At 50.3% G+C, this 18,880-nt stretch carries 24 protein-coding genes; all 24 read left to right on the forward strand.

The window, feature by feature from the left end:
• Positions 1-15 precede the first annotated feature (15 nt).
• The 24 genes from rpsE (at position 16) to gatC (ending at position 18,880) form a co-directional block, all read left to right on the forward strand.
• A complete protein-coding gene (gene rpsE, locus FC43_RS07745) occupies positions 16-525 on the forward strand; it encodes a 30S ribosomal protein S5 (protein ID WP_019206033.1) in 510 nt (169 codons plus the stop codon).
• Positions 526-536: 11 nt separating this feature from the next.
• Positions 537-719, forward strand: coding sequence for a 50S ribosomal protein L30 (gene rpmD, locus FC43_RS07750; protein WP_019206032.1), 183 nt, complete (start codon positions 537-539; stop codon positions 717-719).
• Positions 720-749: 30 nt separating this feature from the next.
• A complete protein-coding gene (rplO, locus tag FC43_RS07755) occupies positions 750-1,187 on the forward strand; it encodes a 50S ribosomal protein L15 (protein WP_019206031.1) in 438 nt (145 codons plus the stop codon).
• Positions 1,187-2,494, forward strand: a complete 1,308-nt coding sequence (gene secY, locus FC43_RS07760) for a preprotein translocase subunit SecY (RefSeq protein ID WP_019206030.1) — start codon at positions 1,187-1,189, stop codon at positions 2,492-2,494. Before rplO ends, secY begins: the two co-directional genes overlap by 1 nt.
• A gap of 18 nt (positions 2,495-2,512) precedes the next feature.
• Positions 2,513-3,163: an adenylate kinase gene (locus FC43_RS07765; RefSeq protein ID WP_019206029.1), complete on the forward strand. Its 651-nt coding sequence runs from the start codon at positions 2,513-2,515 to the stop codon at positions 3,161-3,163.
• A 139-nt stretch (positions 3,164-3,302) separates the two neighbouring features.
• The gene (infA, locus tag FC43_RS07770) at positions 3,303-3,521 is read left to right on the forward strand and encodes a translation initiation factor IF-1 (protein ID WP_006500601.1); all 219 of its coding nucleotides are present in this window, start codon (positions 3,303-3,305) and stop codon (positions 3,519-3,521) included.
• A 27-nt stretch (positions 3,522-3,548) separates the two neighbouring features.
• Complete coding sequence (rpmJ, locus tag FC43_RS10905) at positions 3,549-3,665, forward strand: 50S ribosomal protein L36 (RefSeq protein WP_006916637.1); 117 nt, start codon at positions 3,549-3,551, stop codon at positions 3,663-3,665.
• 26 nt (positions 3,666-3,691) lie between these two features.
• On the forward strand, positions 3,692-4,057 hold the full coding sequence (gene rpsM, locus FC43_RS07775; RefSeq protein ID WP_019206028.1) for a 30S ribosomal protein S13: 366 nt from the start codon (positions 3,692-3,694) through the stop codon (positions 4,055-4,057).
• Between the two features lie 33 nt (positions 4,058-4,090).
• Positions 4,091-4,480 (forward strand): 30S ribosomal protein S11, encoded by a 390-nt coding sequence (gene rpsK, locus FC43_RS07780; RefSeq protein ID WP_019206027.1) that lies wholly within the window; start codon positions 4,091-4,093, stop codon positions 4,478-4,480.
• A gap of 83 nt (positions 4,481-4,563) precedes the next feature.
• Entirely contained in the window at positions 4,564-5,505 is a 942-nt protein-coding gene (locus FC43_RS07785; protein ID WP_019206026.1) for a DNA-directed RNA polymerase subunit alpha, read from the forward strand.
• A 30-nt stretch (positions 5,506-5,535) separates the two neighbouring features.
• Positions 5,536-5,916, forward strand: coding sequence for a 50S ribosomal protein L17 (rplQ, locus tag FC43_RS07790; protein ID WP_019206025.1), 381 nt, complete (start codon positions 5,536-5,538; stop codon positions 5,914-5,916).
• Positions 5,917-6,131: 215 nt separating this feature from the next.
• Entirely contained in the window at positions 6,132-6,971 is an 840-nt protein-coding gene (locus FC43_RS07795) for an energy-coupling factor transporter ATPase (protein WP_056955261.1), read from the forward strand.
• Complete coding sequence (locus FC43_RS07800) at positions 6,938-7,807, forward strand: energy-coupling factor transporter ATPase (RefSeq protein ID WP_056955262.1); 870 nt, start codon at positions 6,938-6,940, stop codon at positions 7,805-7,807. Before FC43_RS07795 ends, FC43_RS07800 begins: the two co-directional genes overlap by 34 nt.
• Complete coding sequence (locus FC43_RS07805) at positions 7,797-8,600, forward strand: energy-coupling factor transporter transmembrane component T family protein (protein ID WP_056955263.1); 804 nt, start codon at positions 7,797-7,799, stop codon at positions 8,598-8,600. Before FC43_RS07800 ends, FC43_RS07805 begins: the two co-directional genes overlap by 11 nt.
• Before the next feature lie 9 nt (positions 8,601-8,609).
• The gene (gene truA, locus FC43_RS07810) at positions 8,610-9,380 is read left to right on the forward strand and encodes a tRNA pseudouridine(38-40) synthase TruA (protein ID WP_056955264.1); all 771 of its coding nucleotides are present in this window, start codon (positions 8,610-8,612) and stop codon (positions 9,378-9,380) included.
• 106 nt (positions 9,381-9,486) lie between these two features.
• Positions 9,487-9,930 (forward strand): 50S ribosomal protein L13, encoded by a 444-nt coding sequence (gene rplM / locus FC43_RS07815; RefSeq protein WP_019206020.1) that lies wholly within the window; start codon positions 9,487-9,489, stop codon positions 9,928-9,930.
• 13 nt (positions 9,931-9,943) lie between these two features.
• Positions 9,944-10,339, forward strand: a complete 396-nt coding sequence (rpsI, locus tag FC43_RS07820) for a 30S ribosomal protein S9 (protein ID WP_019206019.1) — start codon at positions 9,944-9,946, stop codon at positions 10,337-10,339.
• Positions 10,340-10,542: 203 nt separating this feature from the next.
• Entirely contained in the window at positions 10,543-11,148 is a 606-nt protein-coding gene (locus tag FC43_RS07825) for a glycoside hydrolase family 73 protein (protein WP_040469733.1), read from the forward strand.
• 25 nt (positions 11,149-11,173) lie between these two features.
• Positions 11,174-11,752: a xanthine phosphoribosyltransferase gene (locus tag FC43_RS07830; RefSeq protein WP_019206017.1), complete on the forward strand. Its 579-nt coding sequence runs from the start codon at positions 11,174-11,176 to the stop codon at positions 11,750-11,752.
• 2 nt (positions 11,753-11,754) lie between these two features.
• Positions 11,755-12,906, forward strand: coding sequence for an ATP-grasp domain-containing protein (locus tag FC43_RS07835; RefSeq protein ID WP_056955265.1), 1,152 nt, complete (start codon positions 11,755-11,757; stop codon positions 12,904-12,906).
• Between the two features lie 98 nt (positions 12,907-13,004).
• Positions 13,005-15,278, forward strand: coding sequence for a DNA helicase PcrA (gene pcrA, locus FC43_RS07840; protein ID WP_056955266.1), 2,274 nt, complete (start codon positions 13,005-13,007; stop codon positions 15,276-15,278).
• A 2-nt stretch (positions 15,279-15,280) separates the two neighbouring features.
• The gene (gene ligA, locus FC43_RS07845; RefSeq protein ID WP_040469952.1) at positions 15,281-17,314 is read left to right on the forward strand and encodes an NAD-dependent DNA ligase LigA; all 2,034 of its coding nucleotides are present in this window, start codon (positions 15,281-15,283) and stop codon (positions 17,312-17,314) included.
• Positions 17,315-17,317: 3 nt separating this feature from the next.
• A complete protein-coding gene (locus FC43_RS07850; protein WP_056955267.1) occupies positions 17,318-18,424 on the forward strand; it encodes a CamS family sex pheromone protein in 1,107 nt (368 codons plus the stop codon).
• Positions 18,425-18,574: 150 nt separating this feature from the next.
• Complete coding sequence (gene gatC, locus FC43_RS07855) at positions 18,575-18,880, forward strand: Asp-tRNA(Asn)/Glu-tRNA(Gln) amidotransferase subunit GatC (RefSeq protein WP_019206012.1); 306 nt, start codon at positions 18,575-18,577, stop codon at positions 18,878-18,880.

An 18,880-nucleotide genomic window follows, 5' to 3' on the forward strand; every position in this document is an offset into this window, starting at 1 on the left:
GAGGAATAACCCGTAATGGCATCATCATCATTTATTGATCCAGCTAAGTTGGATCTGGAAGATCAAGTCGTTTCCATCAACCGGATCACCAAGGTTGTTAAGGGTGGTCGTCGTCTGCGTTTTGCAGCCTTGGTTGTTGTCGGCGACAAGAACGGCCACGTTGGTTTTGGGACTGGGAAGGCCCAAGAAGTTCCTGAAGCAATTCGGAAGGCTTCTGCCGCAGCACAAAAGAACTTGATCGAAGTGCCAGTAGTAGGTACTACGATTCCTCACGAAGTAATCGGTACTTACGGCGGTGGTAAGATTTTGCTTAAGCCTGCTGTTGAAGGTTCCGGGGTTGCTGCTGGGGGTGCAGTTCGTAACGTTATGGAACTCGCCGGGATTGACGACGTTACTTCCAAGCGGCTTGGGAGCAACACGCCAATCAACGTTGTACGGGCAACCTTTGAAGGTTTGAAGGCCTTGAAGAGTGCGGAAGAAGTTGCTAAGTTGCGTGGCGTTTCTGTTGACCACTTGGCAGAATAGGAGGACATATCATGGCTAAAGTTAAAGTTACTTTAATCCGGAGTGCTGCCCACCGCCAACCAACTCAACGTCGGACTGTTAAGGCGCTGGGCCTTGGCAAGATTAACAGCTCCGTTATCCTCCCAGATAACGCGGCTACTCGTGGGGCAATCTTTAAGGTCGCTCACTTAGTTTCGATTGAAGAAGTTAAGTAATTAAAAACTAAATAAGGAGGTGCCTATCACATGAAGTTAAACGAATTGCAACCTGCTGAAGGTTCTCGTTTTAAGCGTCTGCGCAAGGGACGCGGTCTTTCATCCGGCCACGGTTTTACGTCTGGTCGGGGGACCAAGGGTCAAAAGGCGCACGGTAAGACGCGTCTTGGCTTCGAAGGGGGCCAAATGCCACTCTACCGGCAAAAGCCAAAGCGTGGTTTTACCAGCATGAACCACAAGGATTACGCCTTGGTTAGCTTAACGACTTTAAACACCCGTTTTGAAGACGGGGCTGAAGTTACGCCAGAAGCTTTGATGGCAGCTGGGATCGTTAAGAACCAAAAGAGCGGGATCAAGGTTCTGGGGAATGGTCAACTCACCAAGAAGTTAACGGTCAAGGCCCACCAATTCTCTGCTTCTGCTAAAGCAGCGATTGAAGCAGCCGGTGGTACGACTGAGGTGATTTAATGTTTTCAACCGCCAGAAATGCATTCAAGGTTAAAGAAATCCGTTCGCGGATTCTTTTTACCTTGTTTGTGTTGGTTGTTTACCGGTTAGGTGCATCAATTACGGTTCCGGGGGTTAATGCCGCTGCCTTGACGCAACTCTCTTCATCGGGATTAGCGTCGATTCTGAATACGTTCAGTGGGGGCGGACTCCAGAATTATTCGTTATTTGCAATGGGGGTTTCACCTTATATCACGGCCCAAATTGTGGTTCAGTTGCTGCAAATGGACATCGTACCGAAGTTCGTGGAATGGAGCAAGCAAGGTGAAGTGGGACGTCGGAAGTTAAATCAGGCGACCCGTTGGTTAACTATTGTTCTAGGTTTCGTCCAGTCAATTGGGATTACCGCTGGATTTAATGCGCTCAGCACAATTAAATTGGTGAACAATCCTGGGGTTGAAACCTATTTAACGATCGGTCTGATTCTGACGGCCGGAACGATGTTTGCCACCTGGATGGGTGACATGATCACCGAGCGGGGGTTAGGGAACGGGGTTTCCGTTCTGATCTTCGCCGGGATCATCGCTTCGATGCCTTCAGGGATCAGCCAACTCTGGAACGACCAAATTACTGGTGAATCCGGTACGGACCTCTGGATGGGGATTGGGTTCATCGCCTTGGTTGTGGTTGCCCTATTGATTATCGTGGCGTTCGTTACTTGGGTGCAACAAGCGGAACGGCGGTTGCCGATCCAATACACCCGACGGACCACGACTTCGCCAAAGAACAGTTACCTGCCGTTGAAGTTAAATGTTTCCGGGGTGATTCCGGTGATTTTTGCCGGCTCCTTTATTTCTACGCCCCAAACGATTCTGATGGCTTTCCAGAAGAATCATGGTGGCGATACTTGGTATCAAGTTATGACGGAAATCTTTAATTTACAGTCCACGGCGGGGATCAGCCTGTACATCTTTTTGATTGTGATCTTTACTTTCTTCTACGCCTTTGTTCAGGTCAACCCTGAAAAGTTAGCGGAAAACTTGCAAAAGCAAGGGAGTTACATCACAGGAGTTTGGCCGGGGAAAGGAACCCAGGACTATGTGTCCGGGCTCTTAATGCGGTTGAGCTCAGTGGGGTCACTTTTCTTAGGGCTGGTTTCATTGATTCCACTGCTGGCCAGCAATATTTGGAACCTCAGCCAGTCAATTGGCTTAGGGGGGACGAGTTTGCTGATCGTGGTGCAAATCGCTTTGGACGTCAACCGGCAATTAAATGGTCTTACAATGAAGCGCGAGTACATCGGCTTCATTCACGATGGAGAAGCTTAAGGGGGAATCATCATGAGTATGAACCTTGTATTGATGGGGCTGCCGGGTGCCGGTAAAGGGACCCAGGCCCAATACATTGTCAAAGATTTTGACATTCCACATATCTCAACCGGGGATATTTTCCGGGCTGCAATGAAAAACGAAACACCAATGGGACTGCAAGCCAAGCAATTCATCGACAAGGGTGAATTGGTACCGGATGAAGTTACCAACGGGATCGTTCAGGAACGCTTAGCCCAAGATGACGTCAAAGATGGCTTCATGTTGGACGGCTTCCCACGCAACCTGGCCCAAGCCGAAGCTTTGAACGCTATGCTTGAAGCGGACGGTAAAAAGTTGGATGCCGTGATCAACATTCACGTTGATCCAGAAGTGTTGGTCGACCGCTTAAGTGGTCGTTACATTTGTAAAGAATGTGGGGCAACCTACCACAAGTTGTACAATCAGCCCAAGGTTGAAGGCACTTGTGACGTGTGTGGTTCCCACGACTTCTACCAACGCGACGATGACAAGCCAGCCACGGTTAAGAACCGGTTAGCAGTCAACATTAAACTCAACACGCCGCTGATTGATTTCTACGAAAAACAGGGCTGCCTGTACCAAATCGATGGCGAGCAAGATATCGATAAGGTTTACCAAGCCATCAAGGAAGTTTTGACGAACCTGTAGGCGAAAGAAAGGTTTATCTTGCATCACGGGATAAGCTGTGTTAAACTATGCAAGGTTTATCTAGCTCGCAGTGGGTAGCGGATTTCCGCTTCCCACCTTTTTACGTAAATTCTGAGAAACGGCAAGGAGGAACCGCGCAGTGGCAAAAGCCGATGTAATCGAAGTCGAAGGGAAGGTTACTGAAACCTTACCCAACGCAATGTTCAAAGTTGAATTGGAAAATGGGGTTGAGATTTTAGCCCACGTTTCTGGGAAGATTCGGATGCACTACATCAAGATCTTGCCTGGGGACCGGGTCAAAGTGGAAATGTCCCCGTATGATCTGACCAAGGGCCGGATTACTTTCCGCTTCAAATAAATCTGGATTTTAGGAGGATTATTTACAATGAAAGTACGTCCATCAGTAAAGAAGATGTGCGATAACTGCAAGATTGTCAAGCGTCGTGGCCGGGTTATGGTAATTTGCTCTAACCCGAAGCACAAGCAACGTCAAGGCAAGTAATTTAACTTTTTAAAGGAGGTGCAATAATGGCTCGTATTGCAGGTGTCGATTTACCTCGTGACAAGCGAATCGTGATCGGCTTAACTTACATTTTTGGGATTGGTAACACTACTGCGCACAAGATCTTGGAAGCCGCTGGGGTTTCAGAAGATATCCGGGTTCGTGATTTGACGCCGGATCAAGAAGAAAAGATCCGTTCGCAAGTGGAAAACTTAAAGGTTGAAGGGGATCTTCGGCGTGAAGTTTCCTTAAACATCAAGCGGCTCCAAGAAATTGGTTCTTACCGTGGGATGCGTCACCGTCGTGGGTTACCAGTTCGTGGTCAACACACGAAGAACAACGCCCGGACTCGTAAGGGTAAGGCCGTTGCGATCGCTAACAAGAAGAAGTAATTATATAATATAGTAAAGGAGGTTAGTTAGTTTATGGCAACCAAAAAGGGTACGCGCAAGCGTCGTGTAAAGAAGAATGTCGAAACTGGGGTTGCGCACATTCACTCCACGTTTAACAACACTTTGATCATGATCACCGATGTTCAAGGGAACGCGGTAGCTTGGTCTTCAGCTGGTGTCTTGGGCTTCAAGGGGAGCCGGAAGTCAACGCCATTTGCTGCTCAAATGGCATCTGAAGCCGCTGCTAAGCAAGCCATGGAACATGGTATGAAGACGGTTGAAGTTGAAGTTAAGGGTCCTGGTTCTGGTCGTGAATCTGCCATCCGGGCACTGCAAGCAACTGGGCTTGAAGTTACTGCTATCCGCGATGTAACTCCAGTGCCGCACAACGGTTCTCGTCCTCCAAAGCGTCGTCGTGTTTAATTTGCATCACCGGCGATGTTTCTGTCGACCAGATGCCTTTTTTATGAAATACGATCCGCGTTTGAAAGGGGTACTAGAGTAGAATGATCGAATTTGAAAAACCAAACATTCACAAAGTTGAAGAAACCGACAACTACGGTAAGTTTGTTGTTGAACCGTTAGAACGCGGTTACGGGACGACGCTCGGCAATTCTCTTCGGCGTGTAATGCTGGCTTCTTTGCCGGGGGCGGCAATTACGAGTATTGACATTGACGGTGTTTTGCATGAATTCAGCACCGTTGAAGGGGTTACGGAAGACGTAACGCAAATTGTCTTGAACTTGAAGAAAGTTGCTTTGAAGATCGAATCCGAAGACGCCAAGAACCTTGAATTGGATGTTAAGGGTCCGGCTGAAGTAACCGCCGCTGATATCCAGGCTGATGGGGACGTGACGATCTTGAACCCAGATCTGCACATTGCTACCGTTGCCGACGGGGCTGAATTGCACATGCGGATGACGGCTGACACTGGTCGGGGTTACAACTCGGCTGATGTTAACAAGGCACGGATGGATCTGGCGATCGGTGTTTTACCAATCGACTCAATCTACACCCCAATTGAACGCGTTAACTACACCGTGGAAAACACGCGGGTGGGTCAAAGCAATGACTATGACAAGTTAACCTTAGACGTATGGACTGATGGTTCCTTGACGCCAACGGAAGCAATCAGTTTAGCCGCTAAGATCTTGACTTCCCACTTGACGATGTTTGTCAACCTGACCCAAGAAGCACAAGATGCGCAAGTGATGGTTGAACGGGAAGAAACGCACCAAGAAAAGGTACTGGATAAGACAATCGAAGAACTTGATTTGTCAGTTCGTTCTTACAACTGTCTGAAGCGGGCAGATATCCAAACCGTGAAGGACTTAACGGAACGGACCGAAGCTGACATGATGAAGGTACGTAACCTTGGTCAAAAGTCACTGGAAGAAATCAAGCTCAAGTTAGCTGACCTTGGCGTTGGGTTTCGCCAAGAAGACTAATTAAATTTATCAATTAAAGGAGGGACACTCATGAGTTACCGTAAATTAGGACGGACTAGTTCACAACGAAAGGCTTTATTACGCGATTTGACGACTGACTTGCTGGTTAACGGCTCCATCAAGACGACGGAAGCCCGGGCAAAGGAAGTTCGGAAGACGGCGGACAAGATGATCACTTTGGCAAAGCGGGGCGACTTGGCTTCCCGGCGGCGTGCAGCAGCGTTTGTTCGGAACGTGGTTGCTGACGTTAAGGAAGACGGCGATGACGTAAAGATTCAATCTGCTTTACAAAACCTGTTTGAAGAAATTGGGCCAAAGTATGCTGACCGCAACGGTGGGTACACGCGGATCCTGAAGACGATGCCTCGTCGTGGGGACGGTGCACCAATGGTTATCTTGGAACTGGTTTAATTTCGGTTAAATCTGCGTAATAAAATCACTACGGCTGATGGTATAGAGCGTTACGATGGTGGGGCAACCCTAGTCTAGCTTGAAGGCGAGCAATCGCGCACCGTAGCTGTAAGTGATTTTTTTTGTATACATATTTTTTGATCTGCCAGAGTTGGGAATTTAGTCGTTCTTTGGTAGAATTAAAGGCATTGTAATAACCGTAAGAAAGGAAAAGGATGAGGGCGATGATTGAAGTTTCTAATTTAACCTTTCAATACCCGCACCAAGACCAACCTGTTTTACAAGGGCTAAGCTTGACGATTCCAACGGGGCAATGGTTGGCGGTTGTGGGCAAAAACGGCAGTGGCAAGTCGACTTTAGCCCGGTTGATTGCGGGCTTATTACCGACGCCTGCTCAGACGATCCGGGTGAACGATCTGCCGGTAGATGAAGCGCACTTGGCGGCCTTACACCATCAGATTGGGTTTGTTTTTCAAAACCCTGATAATCAATTTGTGGGGGCGACGGTTGAAGCCGACGTGGCTTTTGGGCTAGAAAATCGCCAGGTGCCAGCAGCAGCAATGGAACCACGGATTGAACAGGCACTAGCGCAAGTCGGGATGACAGCCTACCGCCATCATCAGCCCGAGCAACTGTCCGGTGGCCAAAAGCAACGGGTTGCGATTGCGGGGGCCCTCGCTTTGCAACCCCAGATTTTGATTTTAGATGAGGCAACCAGCATGTTGGATCCGCAGGGGCGACAGACGGTCTTGCAACGCTTGCAACAGATTCATCAAGCCCAGGCGTTGACCATCATTTCAATTACCCATGATCCGGTTGAAGTGGCGATGGCCGATCAAGTTGCGGTCCTTGATCAAGGCCAAATTTTGCGGTTAGCAACGCCAGCGGTAGTCTTGAATGACCAAGCCCTTGTCCAACAGGTCGGCTTGGTGCAGCCCTTTAGCATGCAATTGCGGGATCGCTTGCAACACTACGGGGTCCCGGTACCAAAGGAATATTTAACAAAAGGAGCGTTAGAGCAATGGTTGAAGCGGCAGTTAGCTACCAGGGCGTAACCTTTCGCTATCATGAAGCCGGTGCGGCCGCCCTGCAGGATTTTACGGCTACGGTTCCCAAGGGGCGCCTAACGGCCGTCATCGGCCACACGGGGAGCGGTAAATCGACCTTGATGCAATTAACGGATGGTTTGTTAACCCCTACCGCAGGGCAATTGGAGGTGTTAGGGCAAGTTATCACCCCCCGCACCAAGAATAAAGCCCTCCATCAGTTACACCGTCAAGTTGGGTTTGTCTTTCAATTTCCGGAACATCAACTGTTTGCCGAAACTGTGTTAGCGGACGTGATGTTTGGTCCGCTGAATCTGGGGCAAACTCCGGCGCAAGCTAAGCAAGCTGCCCACCAAGCCCTTGTTCAGTTAGGGGTTGGGGAGGCCTTATGGCAACGCTCCCCCTTTGAACTTTCGGGGGGCCAACAGCGCCGGGTCGCGATCGCAGGGGTTTTGGCGATGCGCCCCCAACTGTTGATTTTAGATGAACCTACCGCAGGGGTGGATCCTGATGGTCAACGGGAATTGTTAGCATTGGTTGAAAGATTGAAAGGCCAGGGCTTAACGATCCTGTTGATCACGCATCAAATGGAGCAGGTTGCCCAATTAGCCGACACGGTGTTGGTCTTGGCTCATGGCCAGTTGCAATTTAGTGGTCAACCACGGGCGTTATTTGCCCAGCCCGAGTTTCTAACGACCCAGCAGTTGGCCTTGCCAGCCGCTGTTGCCTTTGCCAAGCAGTTGCAAACGGCCGGGATCAGTCAGTTTAATCAATTGCCATTGACACTTGACGAACTGGCCCACGCCCTGGCCCGCCAACTTAAGGGGGACCACCATGAACAATAAAGTTTTATTTGGGATGTATTTGCCGGGCAATTCGCTCATGCACCGGTTGGATCCGCGTTTGAAGTTGGTTGGTTGTTTTTGGTTTGTCATCCTAGTCTTTTTTGCCCGGACGTGGTGGACTAATTTGCTTTTAATTGGCGCGTTAGGCTTGGTTATCTGGTTGAGCCAGGTTAAGTTTAGCAAGTATTGGGCTGGGATTCGGCCGTTAATGTGGATTATTCTGTTTACGGCGGTAATTCAGGCCCTGTTCTCCAGTGGGGGACAAGTTTATTGGCACTGGGGCTGGCTGGCCGTAACGTCAGCGGGAGTGGCCCAAGCCGGTTTTTTGGTTTTGCGGTTCTTTTTAATTATTACCAGTTCGACGGTCGTTACGGTCACCACCACCCCGTTGCAACTGGCGGATGCTTTAGAAGCATTAATGAAGCCCTTGAAGTATTTGCGGGTTCCCGTCAGTCAATTGGCGATGATGGTGTCAATTGCGCTGCGGTTTGTGCCCACGATTATGGATGAAGTCGGGCTGATCATGAATGCTCAGCGGGCCCGGGGGATGGATTTTAGCTCGGGCTCGCTGTTTACCCGGGCCAAGCGACTCGTTCCGGTAATGATCCCCTTGTTTGTAGCGGCTTTTAAGCGAGCCGAAGAATTAGCGGTAGCAATGGAAGCGCGGGGGTATGATCCCAACCAGGCTCGGACCAAGTTTCGGCAGTTGCATTGGCAACGGCACGATACTTGGGGAACCGTAGTTTGGGGCCTGCTAACGGTGGCGCTGGTGGCGTTAAGATTCGTGAAGTGAGGAAATATGATGTATCGATACAAAATTACCTTTGCCTATGATGGCACTAATTTTGCGGGGTTTCAGATCCAACCCCACCAGCGGACGGTGGAGCAAACCTTAAAGACGATCATTAACCGGATGGCCAAGCAGCCCAATCCCCCGTTGCACGTCATTGGCTCCGGGCGGACGGATGCGGGCGTGCACGCCTTAAATCAGGTGGCCCACTTTGACTTTCCCACCTATATTTCGCCGGCCTCGATGGTGCGGGCGCTAAACAGTCAGTTGCCCTTAGATGTGATGGTCAAGCAAGCTGAATTGGTGGACGAAAGTTTTCATGCCCGCTACAATGCGCACCGGAAACGGTATCGTTACCGGGTCAGTCAGGGGGAATTTGTTAATCCCTTCCGCCGAAATTACACGGCCCACTATAAGTACCCGGTGGATGTGGCAACAATGGACCAAGCTGCCCAAGCCTTGGTTGGGGAGCATGATTTTACCAGTTTCGTGGCGTCCGGCTCGCAAGCCAAGAGCAATGTTCGCACGATCTATGAAGCACGGGTTTGGCGGGATCCCAATAATGACGAAATCTGTTTTGATTTTGTCGGCAATGGTTTTTTATATAACCAGGTGCGCATTATGGTGGCCTTGTTGTTAGAAATTGGGAATGGACAACGGCCAGTTAGTGATGTGGCCCGGGTTATCGCGGCCAAGGATCGCCAAGAAGCGCGGATGACGGCGCCAGCCGAAGGGTTGTATTTAGTCCAAGTTGACTATGGGGAACCTGCAGAAAAAGATTGACGTTTCTAGCAAGATCGAGTACACTGTTAGTTGGTATTTCTTTTCCATTAATTACTCGGTACACAATTAATTGTAAAAGAAAGACAAAAATTGGAGGACTTATATCGTGAGAACGACATACATGGCAAAACCAGGTGAAGTTGACCGTAAGTGGTACATCGTTGACGCTAAGGATATTCCTTTGGGTCGGCTGGCTTCGACCGTTGCATCTATTTTGCGCGGGAAGAACAAGCCAACTTTCACCCCTCACGTTGATACTGGTGACAACGTTATCGTGATCAACGCTGCCGAAGTTAAGTTAACTGGTAAGAAGGCAAGCGGCAAGATCTACTACCGTCACTCCAACCACCCAGGTGGTCTGAAGCAACGGACGGCAGGTGACTTCCTTGCCAAGGACCCTGAAAAGATGGTTGAAAAGACTATCAAGGGGATGCTTCCACACACCCCACTGGGTCGCAAGATGGGTATGAAGCTGCACGTGTACGCTGGGACTGACCACAAGCACGCAGCTCAAAAGCCTGAAGTACTTGACATCACTAACTTAATCTAAGGAGGGAACGGAATTGGCTCAAGAAGTACAATACAGCGGTACTGGCCGTCGGAAGAACTCAACTGCACGGGTTCGTCTGGTGCCAGGTTCTGGTAAGATCACTATGAACGGCAAGGCAATCGAAAACTACATTCCGTTTGCCAACTTACGTGCCATCGTTAACCAACCATTTGCAGCTACTAAGACGGAAGGTCAATACGACGTCTTGGTAAACGTCCGCGGTGGTGGGTTCGCCGGCCAAGCCGGTGCTACGCGGCACGGGATTGCACGGGCATTGCTCGTTGTTGATCCAGACTTCCGTGACGCCTTGAAGAAGGCGGGGCTCTTAACGCGGGACCCACGGATGAAGGAACGTCGTAAGCCAGGTCTGAAGAAGGCCCGGAAGGCTTCCCAATTCAGCAAGCGTTAATCTTTGGAGGACACGTTTGTTTCAAACACCGGCTTCGGCTGGTGTTTTTTTGTACACTCAGTTCTGCGGAATTGGTTTAACCAAAATTAATCTTTTTCTTCACGAAAAGCATGAAAATTTGGTCGCGGATGCGGTAAGATTGTAACAATAGGAATGAGCAAACAGCCCGCGCAGGAAATCATTGCGGGCAGGGAGGAATTGTTTTGGCACGGAAAAGAAAAGGACGCCGGAAGCGCTGGTCGTGGGGTGTAGCAGTATTGGCGGTGTTAGTGATCTTTATGGGGGTCTACGTCGGCCATCACTTCTACGTTCGCTACCAACAAGCCCAAATTATCAAAAAGGAGCAAAATGCCAAGCGGCTGTTTATCCAAGCGATTGCGCCGGAAGCGCAAGCCATGCAAAGCAAGTATCATGTTTATGCCTCAATTACCATGGCCCAAGCAATTTTGGAATCGGATTGGGGCTCCAGCAAGTTGGCCGCGGATTACCACAACCTCTTTGGCATTAAAGGGGAAGGGACCAATTCCAAGGTGCTGAGTACCAAGGAATACACCAATGGCAAATGGGTGGTCATCAAGGGCCGCTTCCGGGTATATGATTCGTGGGCGGAGTCAATCAAGGATCATACCCAGTTAATGGTGAAGGGGACGGCGTATAACGAGCAAAATTACCAAGCGGTGATTGACGCAACGAACTACCAAGAAGCCGCCCGGGCCTTGCAAAAGGCCGGGTATGCGACCGATCCGGATTATGCCGCGAAGCTGATTAATGTTATCAAGACTTACCAATTAGATCGCTATGATCAGTAACACACCAGTTTAAAGGGGGATCACGATGGAAGAGTTAAAAACGCGCATTAAAGAAGTCGGGACGGTGCTGCCCGGGAATGTATTGAAGGTTGATGCTTTTTTAAATCATCAAATTGATGCTGGACTAATGCAACGGATTGGGCAAGCATTTGCCGCGCGGTTTGCCGATGCCGGGATTACGAAAGTCTGGACTGTGGAATCATCGGGGATTGCGCCAGCGGTGATGACGGGCTTAGCGTTAGGCGTGCCGGTGATCTTTGCTCGGAAGCACAAGAGTTTGACGTTAAATGAAGGTCTTTATACGGCGGAGGTTTACTCTTATACCAAGCAGGTGGCCAATAAAATTACGATTGCTCAAAAGTATGTGGCCCCGGATGACAAAGTCTTGATCATTGATGACTTCTTGGCGAATGGTCAAGCAGTCAGTGGGCTCCTGGCCATTGCTAAGCAGGCTGGTGTGACCGTAACCGGGGCGGGAATTGTGATCGAAAAGACCTTCCAACCGGGGCGCTTAGCATTGGAAAAGCAGGGGATCCCGGTCGTCTCATTGGCGAAAATCAAGTCGTTGGCAAACGGGCAAGTTGAATTTGCAGAGGAGGATTAAGGATGGCAAGGGCAGTTTTAACGCCGGGCCAGGTGCTCGGGATAATGGGCTTTAATGCTGATAGTTTGGCGATGGTAAATGCTGCGCACGAATTGGGCTTAAAGGTCTATGCCTACGTTGATACGCCCCAACCTGAATTGACGCGCCAAGCGGACTTTACGATTGTGGGCAATTACCGGGCGAAGGAGAAATTAAAGACCTTTGGGGAAGCCTGTGACGTGGTGATCTACACCACACCCAACATTGATGCGATTGTTTTTCACTACTTGAGTCAGTTGACGCAAGTGCCGCAAGGGATCGATGGCTTGGAAATTATGCAGGACCGGTTAATGGAACGGGCCTTTTTCGACCAACTAAACGTGAACAGCGCGCCGTATGTAACGGTGATCAGCCTGGAAGACATCTACCAATCAATTGATTCAATTGGTTATCCGGCCGTCTTAAAGCCTATTCAACGGGGGATGGGGGCCGAGACCATGTTGATTCGCAAGGAATCCGATATTGCACGGGCGGCCAACTTTATGGTGGCCGGGACCTACTTGTTAGAATCCTGGATTGACCATGCGCATGAATACTTGTTGACCGTGGCGGCCCAGGGTGATCAAGTGGTGACTTATCCGGTGGCCGGCGTGGAATACACCCCTGACCGGCAACTTTTAGGGGTGAAGGCGCCCCTGAATGTTGCCCAGGATTTAGCGGGAGAAATGGCCCGGATTGCGCAAGCGGCCGTCAAGCAACTTGGTTACCAGGGGATTCTGACCGTTGAATTTTATGAAAATGCCAGCGGCAGCCTCTACGTCAAAGGGTTGGCCCCCGGCTTATTAACGGCTGGCAACGTTTATGAAACGGCGGCCAGCGTGAGCCTCGCGGCGCAACAAGTTCGCTTGGCAGCTGGCTTACCGGCCCATGTGGTCACCCCGGCGCAATCTACCTTAATGATGGTGGTACGGGGGGACCAATTAGCGGCGGTTCAGCGGCAACTACCGTTGAAAGACTACTGGTCCTACCGTTTCTTTAACCTCAATCAACCCCAAGCGGAACAAATTGTGGGGTTGACCTGGCTGAGTGGGACGGATCTGTCTTTGCGCGAACTGACGGAAAAGATGGAAGCGACCGCAATTTGGGATCCCACTCCAATGGCGGAACCTGAATAATTTGGTAAGTGGCAGTGGGGGCGGCCCTGCTGCCTTTTTCGTTTCAGCCAGCGGGACTTCCTGTTATAATAGAGCTTGACTGATTTTTTTGAGAAAGGATGAACAGTGGCGTGAAAATGCAATCAGCACTCGATGGAATGAATGAACAACAACGACAGGCCGTGTTGACAACGGAGGGCCCGCTGTTGGTAATGGCCGGCGCTGGTTCGGGCAAGACCAGGGTGTTAACGCACCGAATTGCCTACTTGATTGAGGAACAAGGGGTGTTGCCATGGAAGATTTTGGCGATTACCTTTACCAATAAGGCTGCCCGGGAAATGCAGGAACGATTGACGAAGTTGTTAGGCCCAAGTGCTTCGGATATTTGGGTTTCAACGTTCCACGCTTTGTGTGTGCGAATTTTGCGGCGCAATATTGACAAATTAGGCTATAATACCGCCTTTACGATTGCCGATCCGGGGGAACAACGGACGTTGATGAAGCGCATCTTCAAGGAAATGAACTTGGATCCCAAGAAATTTGAACCCCGGAACTTCTTGAGTGCTATTTCCAACGCCAAAAATGCCTTAGAGACCCCGGCCGCTTACCAAGCCAAGTACCAGGATCCATACCATAAACTGGTCGGTGAAGCTTATGGGCGCTACCAAAAAGAATTGGAAGCCAACCAGACCTTGGACTTTGATGATTTGATCATGAAGACGATTGAATTGTTTAAGACGGAGCCAGCGACCTTGGCTTACTACCAAGATAAATTTAACTACATTCACGTTGACGAATACCAAGATACCAACGACGCTCAGTATCAGTTAGTTCACCAACTGGCGGCGAAGTACGAAAATCTGTGTGTCGTGGGGGATGCCGATCAGAGTATCTATGGTTGGCGGGGGGCCAACATGAATAACATCCTGAACTTTGAAAAGGATTACCCAACGGCCCAAACGATTATGTTGGAACAAAATTATCGCTCGACGCAAACGATTTTGGATGCGGCTAACCAAGTGATTGCCAACAACGTTAACCGGAAAGATAAAAAGTTGTGGACCCAAAATGGTCAGGGGGACAAAATTTCTTATTACCGGGCCCAAAGTGAGCACGATGAAGCCTACTACGTGGTCAAACAAATTGAAAAGCAACGCCAAGCGCATGGGTATGCGTACGGTGATTTTGCCATTCTCTACCGGACCAATGCGCAGTCCCGGTTGATTGAAGAAACCTTTATGAAGTCCAGCATTCCATATACGATGGTGGGCGGTCATAAGTTCTACGACCGGATGGAAATTCGCGATTTACTGGGCTACTTAACGTTGGTTGCTAATCCAGATGATTCACTGAGTTTTGAACGGGTGGTGAACGTGCCCAAGCGCGGCATTGGGGCTACCAGTTTGAACAAGCTGCGCCAGTTTGCTGCAGACATGGGCTGGTCGTTGATGAAGGCGGCCGAAAACGTGGAACTGGCCAACCAAATCTCCCCGAGCGTGAAGAAGAAATTGACTGGCTTTGCAGAAGAAATGCAGCAACTGCAAACGCAAGCGGCGAACCTGACGTTAACCGAGTTGACGGATGCGATTTTAACGCAAACGGGCTACCGGGCGAGTCTCCAAGCCGTTGCCAATAAAGATTTGCAAGCCCAGACCCGCTTGGAAAACCTGGAAGAATTTAAGTCCGTCACCCAAGAATTTGATCAGAAGCATGGCGATGAAGTGACGACCACCCAGGAACAGTTGACCCAATTTTTGACGGACCTGGCTCTGGTTTCGCCCCAAGATGAGCTGGAAGACCAAACCAATACGGTGACGTTGATGACCTTACACGCCGCCAAGGGGCTGGAATTCCCGGTGGTCTTTTTAATCGGGATGGAAGAAGGTATCTTCCCGTTGGCCCGGGCGAAGGAAAATCCGGAAGAAGCAGAAGAAGAACGCCGTTTGGCTTACGTGGGGATTACCCGCGCCAAGCAAAAACTTTACTTAACCAATGCCAACTCCCGGGTCTTGTACGGGCGGATTCAGCGGAACCCGGCCTCAGAATTTGTAACGGAAATCAGTGAAGATTTGTTGCAACAAGATAGCCCAGCAGTGCGGTCGAACGCCCCGTTTACTCGACTCAAGCAGGGGCACAGTACACGCTTGGCGACAACGACAACGTATACGGCTAAACAGACGCATTCAACCAAGCAAGTTGCCAACCAAGGGACTGGCGCCGAAAAAGGCAACTGGCAAGCCGGCGATAAAGTAATGCACAAGAAGTGGGGGCAAGGGACCGTGGTTGCCGTTAACGGCACTGGTACGGATATGGAATTAGACATTGCCTTTCCGAACGAAGGGGTCCGGCGCTTATTGGCCTCGTTTGCTCCAATCAAGAAGGTCGAGGATTAATGATGAGCGAAGAACAACGTCCGGTTGCCGCCTTAGATCTGGCGGCAGCCAAAACGGAAATTGGTCCCTTACGGACTCAATTGAAGCAGTGGGGCCGGGAATATTATGAACAGGATCAGCCCACGGTTGAAGATTACGTTTATGACCGCGCTTACCAACGTTTGGTGCAGATCGAAGCGCGCTTTCCGCAGTTAGTGACGCCGGATTCGCCCACCCAACAAGTTGGGGGGCAAGGGGCCACCCAACTGGCCAAGGTGCCCCATGAAGTCCCGATGCTATCGATGGGGGATGTTTTTTCCCCGGCGGAATTGGCTGACTTTAATGCGCGCCAACAAGCGGGCTTAGCCGTTGACAGTTTAGCTTACAATTTGGAACTGAAAATTGATGGCTTGTCGCTGTCCTTGGTTTATGAAGCGGGCCAACTGGTCCAAGCATCCACGCGGGGGAACGGGCAAATTGGGGAAGATGTGACAGCCAACGTCAAAACGATCCAAGACGTGCCCCAAACGTTGCCGGAACCATTGTCAATTGAGGTTCGCGGGGAATGCTACATGCCCAAAGCAGCCTTCTTGGCTTTGAATGAAAAACGCGAAGCCGAGGGCCTGCCAACCTTTGCCAACCCCCGCAATGCAGCGGCCGGCAGTTTGCGCCAGTTGGATCCTACGATTACCAAACAACGCCAATTGGCCACCTTTATTTATTACGTTCCCGACTTTGCCACCTTGGGTGTGACCACTCAAGCGCAAGCCTTGGCCCGCTTGCAAGCCTTAGGGTTTGCGGTTAACCCGCATTCCCGGGTGGTGACGACGCCGGCCGAAATTGAGTCTTACCTAACGGAATACACAGCCCAACGGGATGATTTACCGTATGGGATCGACGGGATTGTTGAAAAGGTTAATGATTTGGCAACGCAAGTCCAGTTAGGTAATACCGTGAAGGTACCCCGGTGGGAAATTGCCTATAAATTTCCGCCCGAGGAAGCGGCGACGGTGGTGCGCGAAATTGAGTGGACCGTTGGGCGCACGGGAAATGTAACGCCCACGGCGGTGATGGATCCGGTCCAATTGGCGGGGACGACGGTGGCGCGGGCCTCGTTGCATAACCCGGATTACTTGGCGGCTAAGGATATTCGCCTAGGTGATACGGTCATGTTGCATAAGGCCGGTGATATTATTCCCGAAATTTCCCGGGTAATAATGGCGAAACGGCCGGCAACCAGCCAACCTTACCAGCCGCCGCAGGACTGCCCAGTTTGTGGGGCCGCCTTGGTCCACTTAGCGGATGAAGTTGCCTTGCGCTGTGTTAACCCGATGTGTCCGGCCCAACTCAAGGAAGGACTTGCTCACTTCGCCTCCCGCAACGCCATGAATATTGATGGGCTCGGTCCCAAAATTATTGAAGCCCTGTGGGAACGTAAAATGGTGCAAAACGTTGCGGACCTGTACCGCTTGACGGCTGCGCAATTATTAACTTTACCTAAATTTGCGGAGAAATCCGCGACCAACCTATTGACAGCAATTGACAACAGTCGGCATAATTCAGTCGAACGTTTGCTGTTTGGGTTAGGCATTCGCCACGTGGGGGCCAAAGTCGCCCAGTTGATTGCCCAACACTTTGGCGATTTAGCCGCGGTCATGGCGGCTGATTCGGCCGAAATTGCGGCTATTCCGGGTGTCGGCGCAACAATTGGGGACAGTGTGGCTACCTACTTTGCGAATGAAAAAGTCCAAGCTTTAGTGGCCGAGTTAGCAGCAGTCGGGGTCAACTTGACCTACGAAGGTGCTCCGGTGATGGTGAACGATACTTGGCGTGACAAACGCGTCGTTTTAACCGGGAAATTAAGTGCCTTTAGCCGGGCGGAAGCAACGGCGTGGTTGGAAGCCCGCGGGGCAACGGTGACCGGGAGTGTCTCCAAAAAGACCGATCTGTTGATTGCCGGGGAAAAAGCGGGCAGTAAACTGAAAAAGGCCAATGATTTGCAAATTCCAGTCTGGGATGAGCAACGCTTTGACCAGGCAATGAAGGAGGAAAATTAGACCGTGAAAAGGAAAAAATGGTGGGTTGTCCTGGCCACCATCGGGGTCAGCATCAGCTTAGCGGCCTGTGGTAATAAGAAAAGCAACAATGTAACGACAACTGGCAGTACCAGTGGGACTTACCAAGCCGTGATTAAGGGTGGGCATTATCAAACCAGTAAGGCGCGGGGAGTGGCCGTCCAGCAAAATGATAATACTTACAACTTGAAGAGCTTTGAAAATGGTTTGACCAATGTGATTGCCAAGAAGTTCTTTTCCCCGAAGAACTACATTTTTCAGGAAGGCCAATATTTGAGTGCCAGTACCTTAGGTGATTGGTTAGGCCGGCAAACCAGTAAGAATCCGTTGGGCTTGAATCCAGCCCAAGGCAAGAAGAGTGATCCTAACCCCTTGTACATTCAACAAATCGAAGAACAGGATTATGTCCAACAAAGTGGTAATTCCTTAAAATTGAAGGGTGTGGTGATCGGGGTCGGCATCAACTCGGAATATCAATACCAAAAGAAGACCGATGGGCCGTACTATACGAAAAAAATTTCCGATAGTGAAGTGCAAGCCCAAGGTAAGGCCGCTGCCGCGAAGATTGTAAAGCGGCTACGGGAAAAGAAGGACCTCCAAAACGTCCCGATTGTGGTCGCTTTATACAAGCAAGCGCCCCAAGACAGTTTGGTCGGCGGGACCTTCTTTGCCTACACGAAAACCAATAGTGCCCAGGTCGGCAGTTGGACAAAGTTGAATTACAAGAATGAGGTCTTGCCAAAGGCCACCTCAGCTGCAGAAGCCAACTCCAACAGCACTGGGACCAGCGGCTCGTTTTCCAACTTTAAGAGCCAAGTGCAAAACTTCTTCCCGAACATTAGTGGGGTTACGGCCCAGGCCCAATCAAAAGACGGCACCTTACAAGGCATGCACGTGACGATTACGACTCAGTTCTACAGCCAAACGGAAATCAACAGTTTTACGGGTTACATCGTCCAAGCGGCTAAGAAGTACCTGCCAAACGGGGTCCCAATTGATATTAAGATTCAATCCGACTCGAATATCCAAGCAGTGGTTTACCGGGATGCCGGTTCCAGCAAGTGGAATTCGCACATTTTCGGCTCCTATTAACCGTCTTGTTTAAAACCGTGATCGTCCTTTGGCTTCGGTCACGGTTTTCTGCTTGGCGCTTTGCAAGAAATCCCTTGGCAAAGCGGCATCGAAGCGCGGCTTGTGATAAAATAAAAATATTGTAAAGAATTTGGAAAAGAGGTTAGGAGAATGGCTGAGAAGTTAGGCCGTAAGGCGGCTGAACACGTGGCAGAATTGGCGAAGCTGTCCTTTACGGATGCGGAATTGGACCAATTTGTGCCCCAACTAGAAGCGACGATGCACCTGTTTGATGACCTGCAACAAATGGATACAACGGGAGTGACCCCAATGTATTCGCCCACGCAAGAAGTCAGCGTGATGCGCGAGGACGTGGCAGTCGCAAGCAACCAACGCGATGCACTGTTGGCTAATGCCCCAGAAACGGAGCAGGGCTTGATTAAAGTGCCAGCGATTATTGATGAAAGCGAGGATTAA

Origin of the sequence: Limosilactobacillus ingluviei DSM 15946 (assembly GCF_001435775.1) — a bacterium.
Classification (GTDB): domain Bacteria; phylum Bacillota; class Bacilli; order Lactobacillales; family Lactobacillaceae; genus Limosilactobacillus; species Limosilactobacillus ingluviei.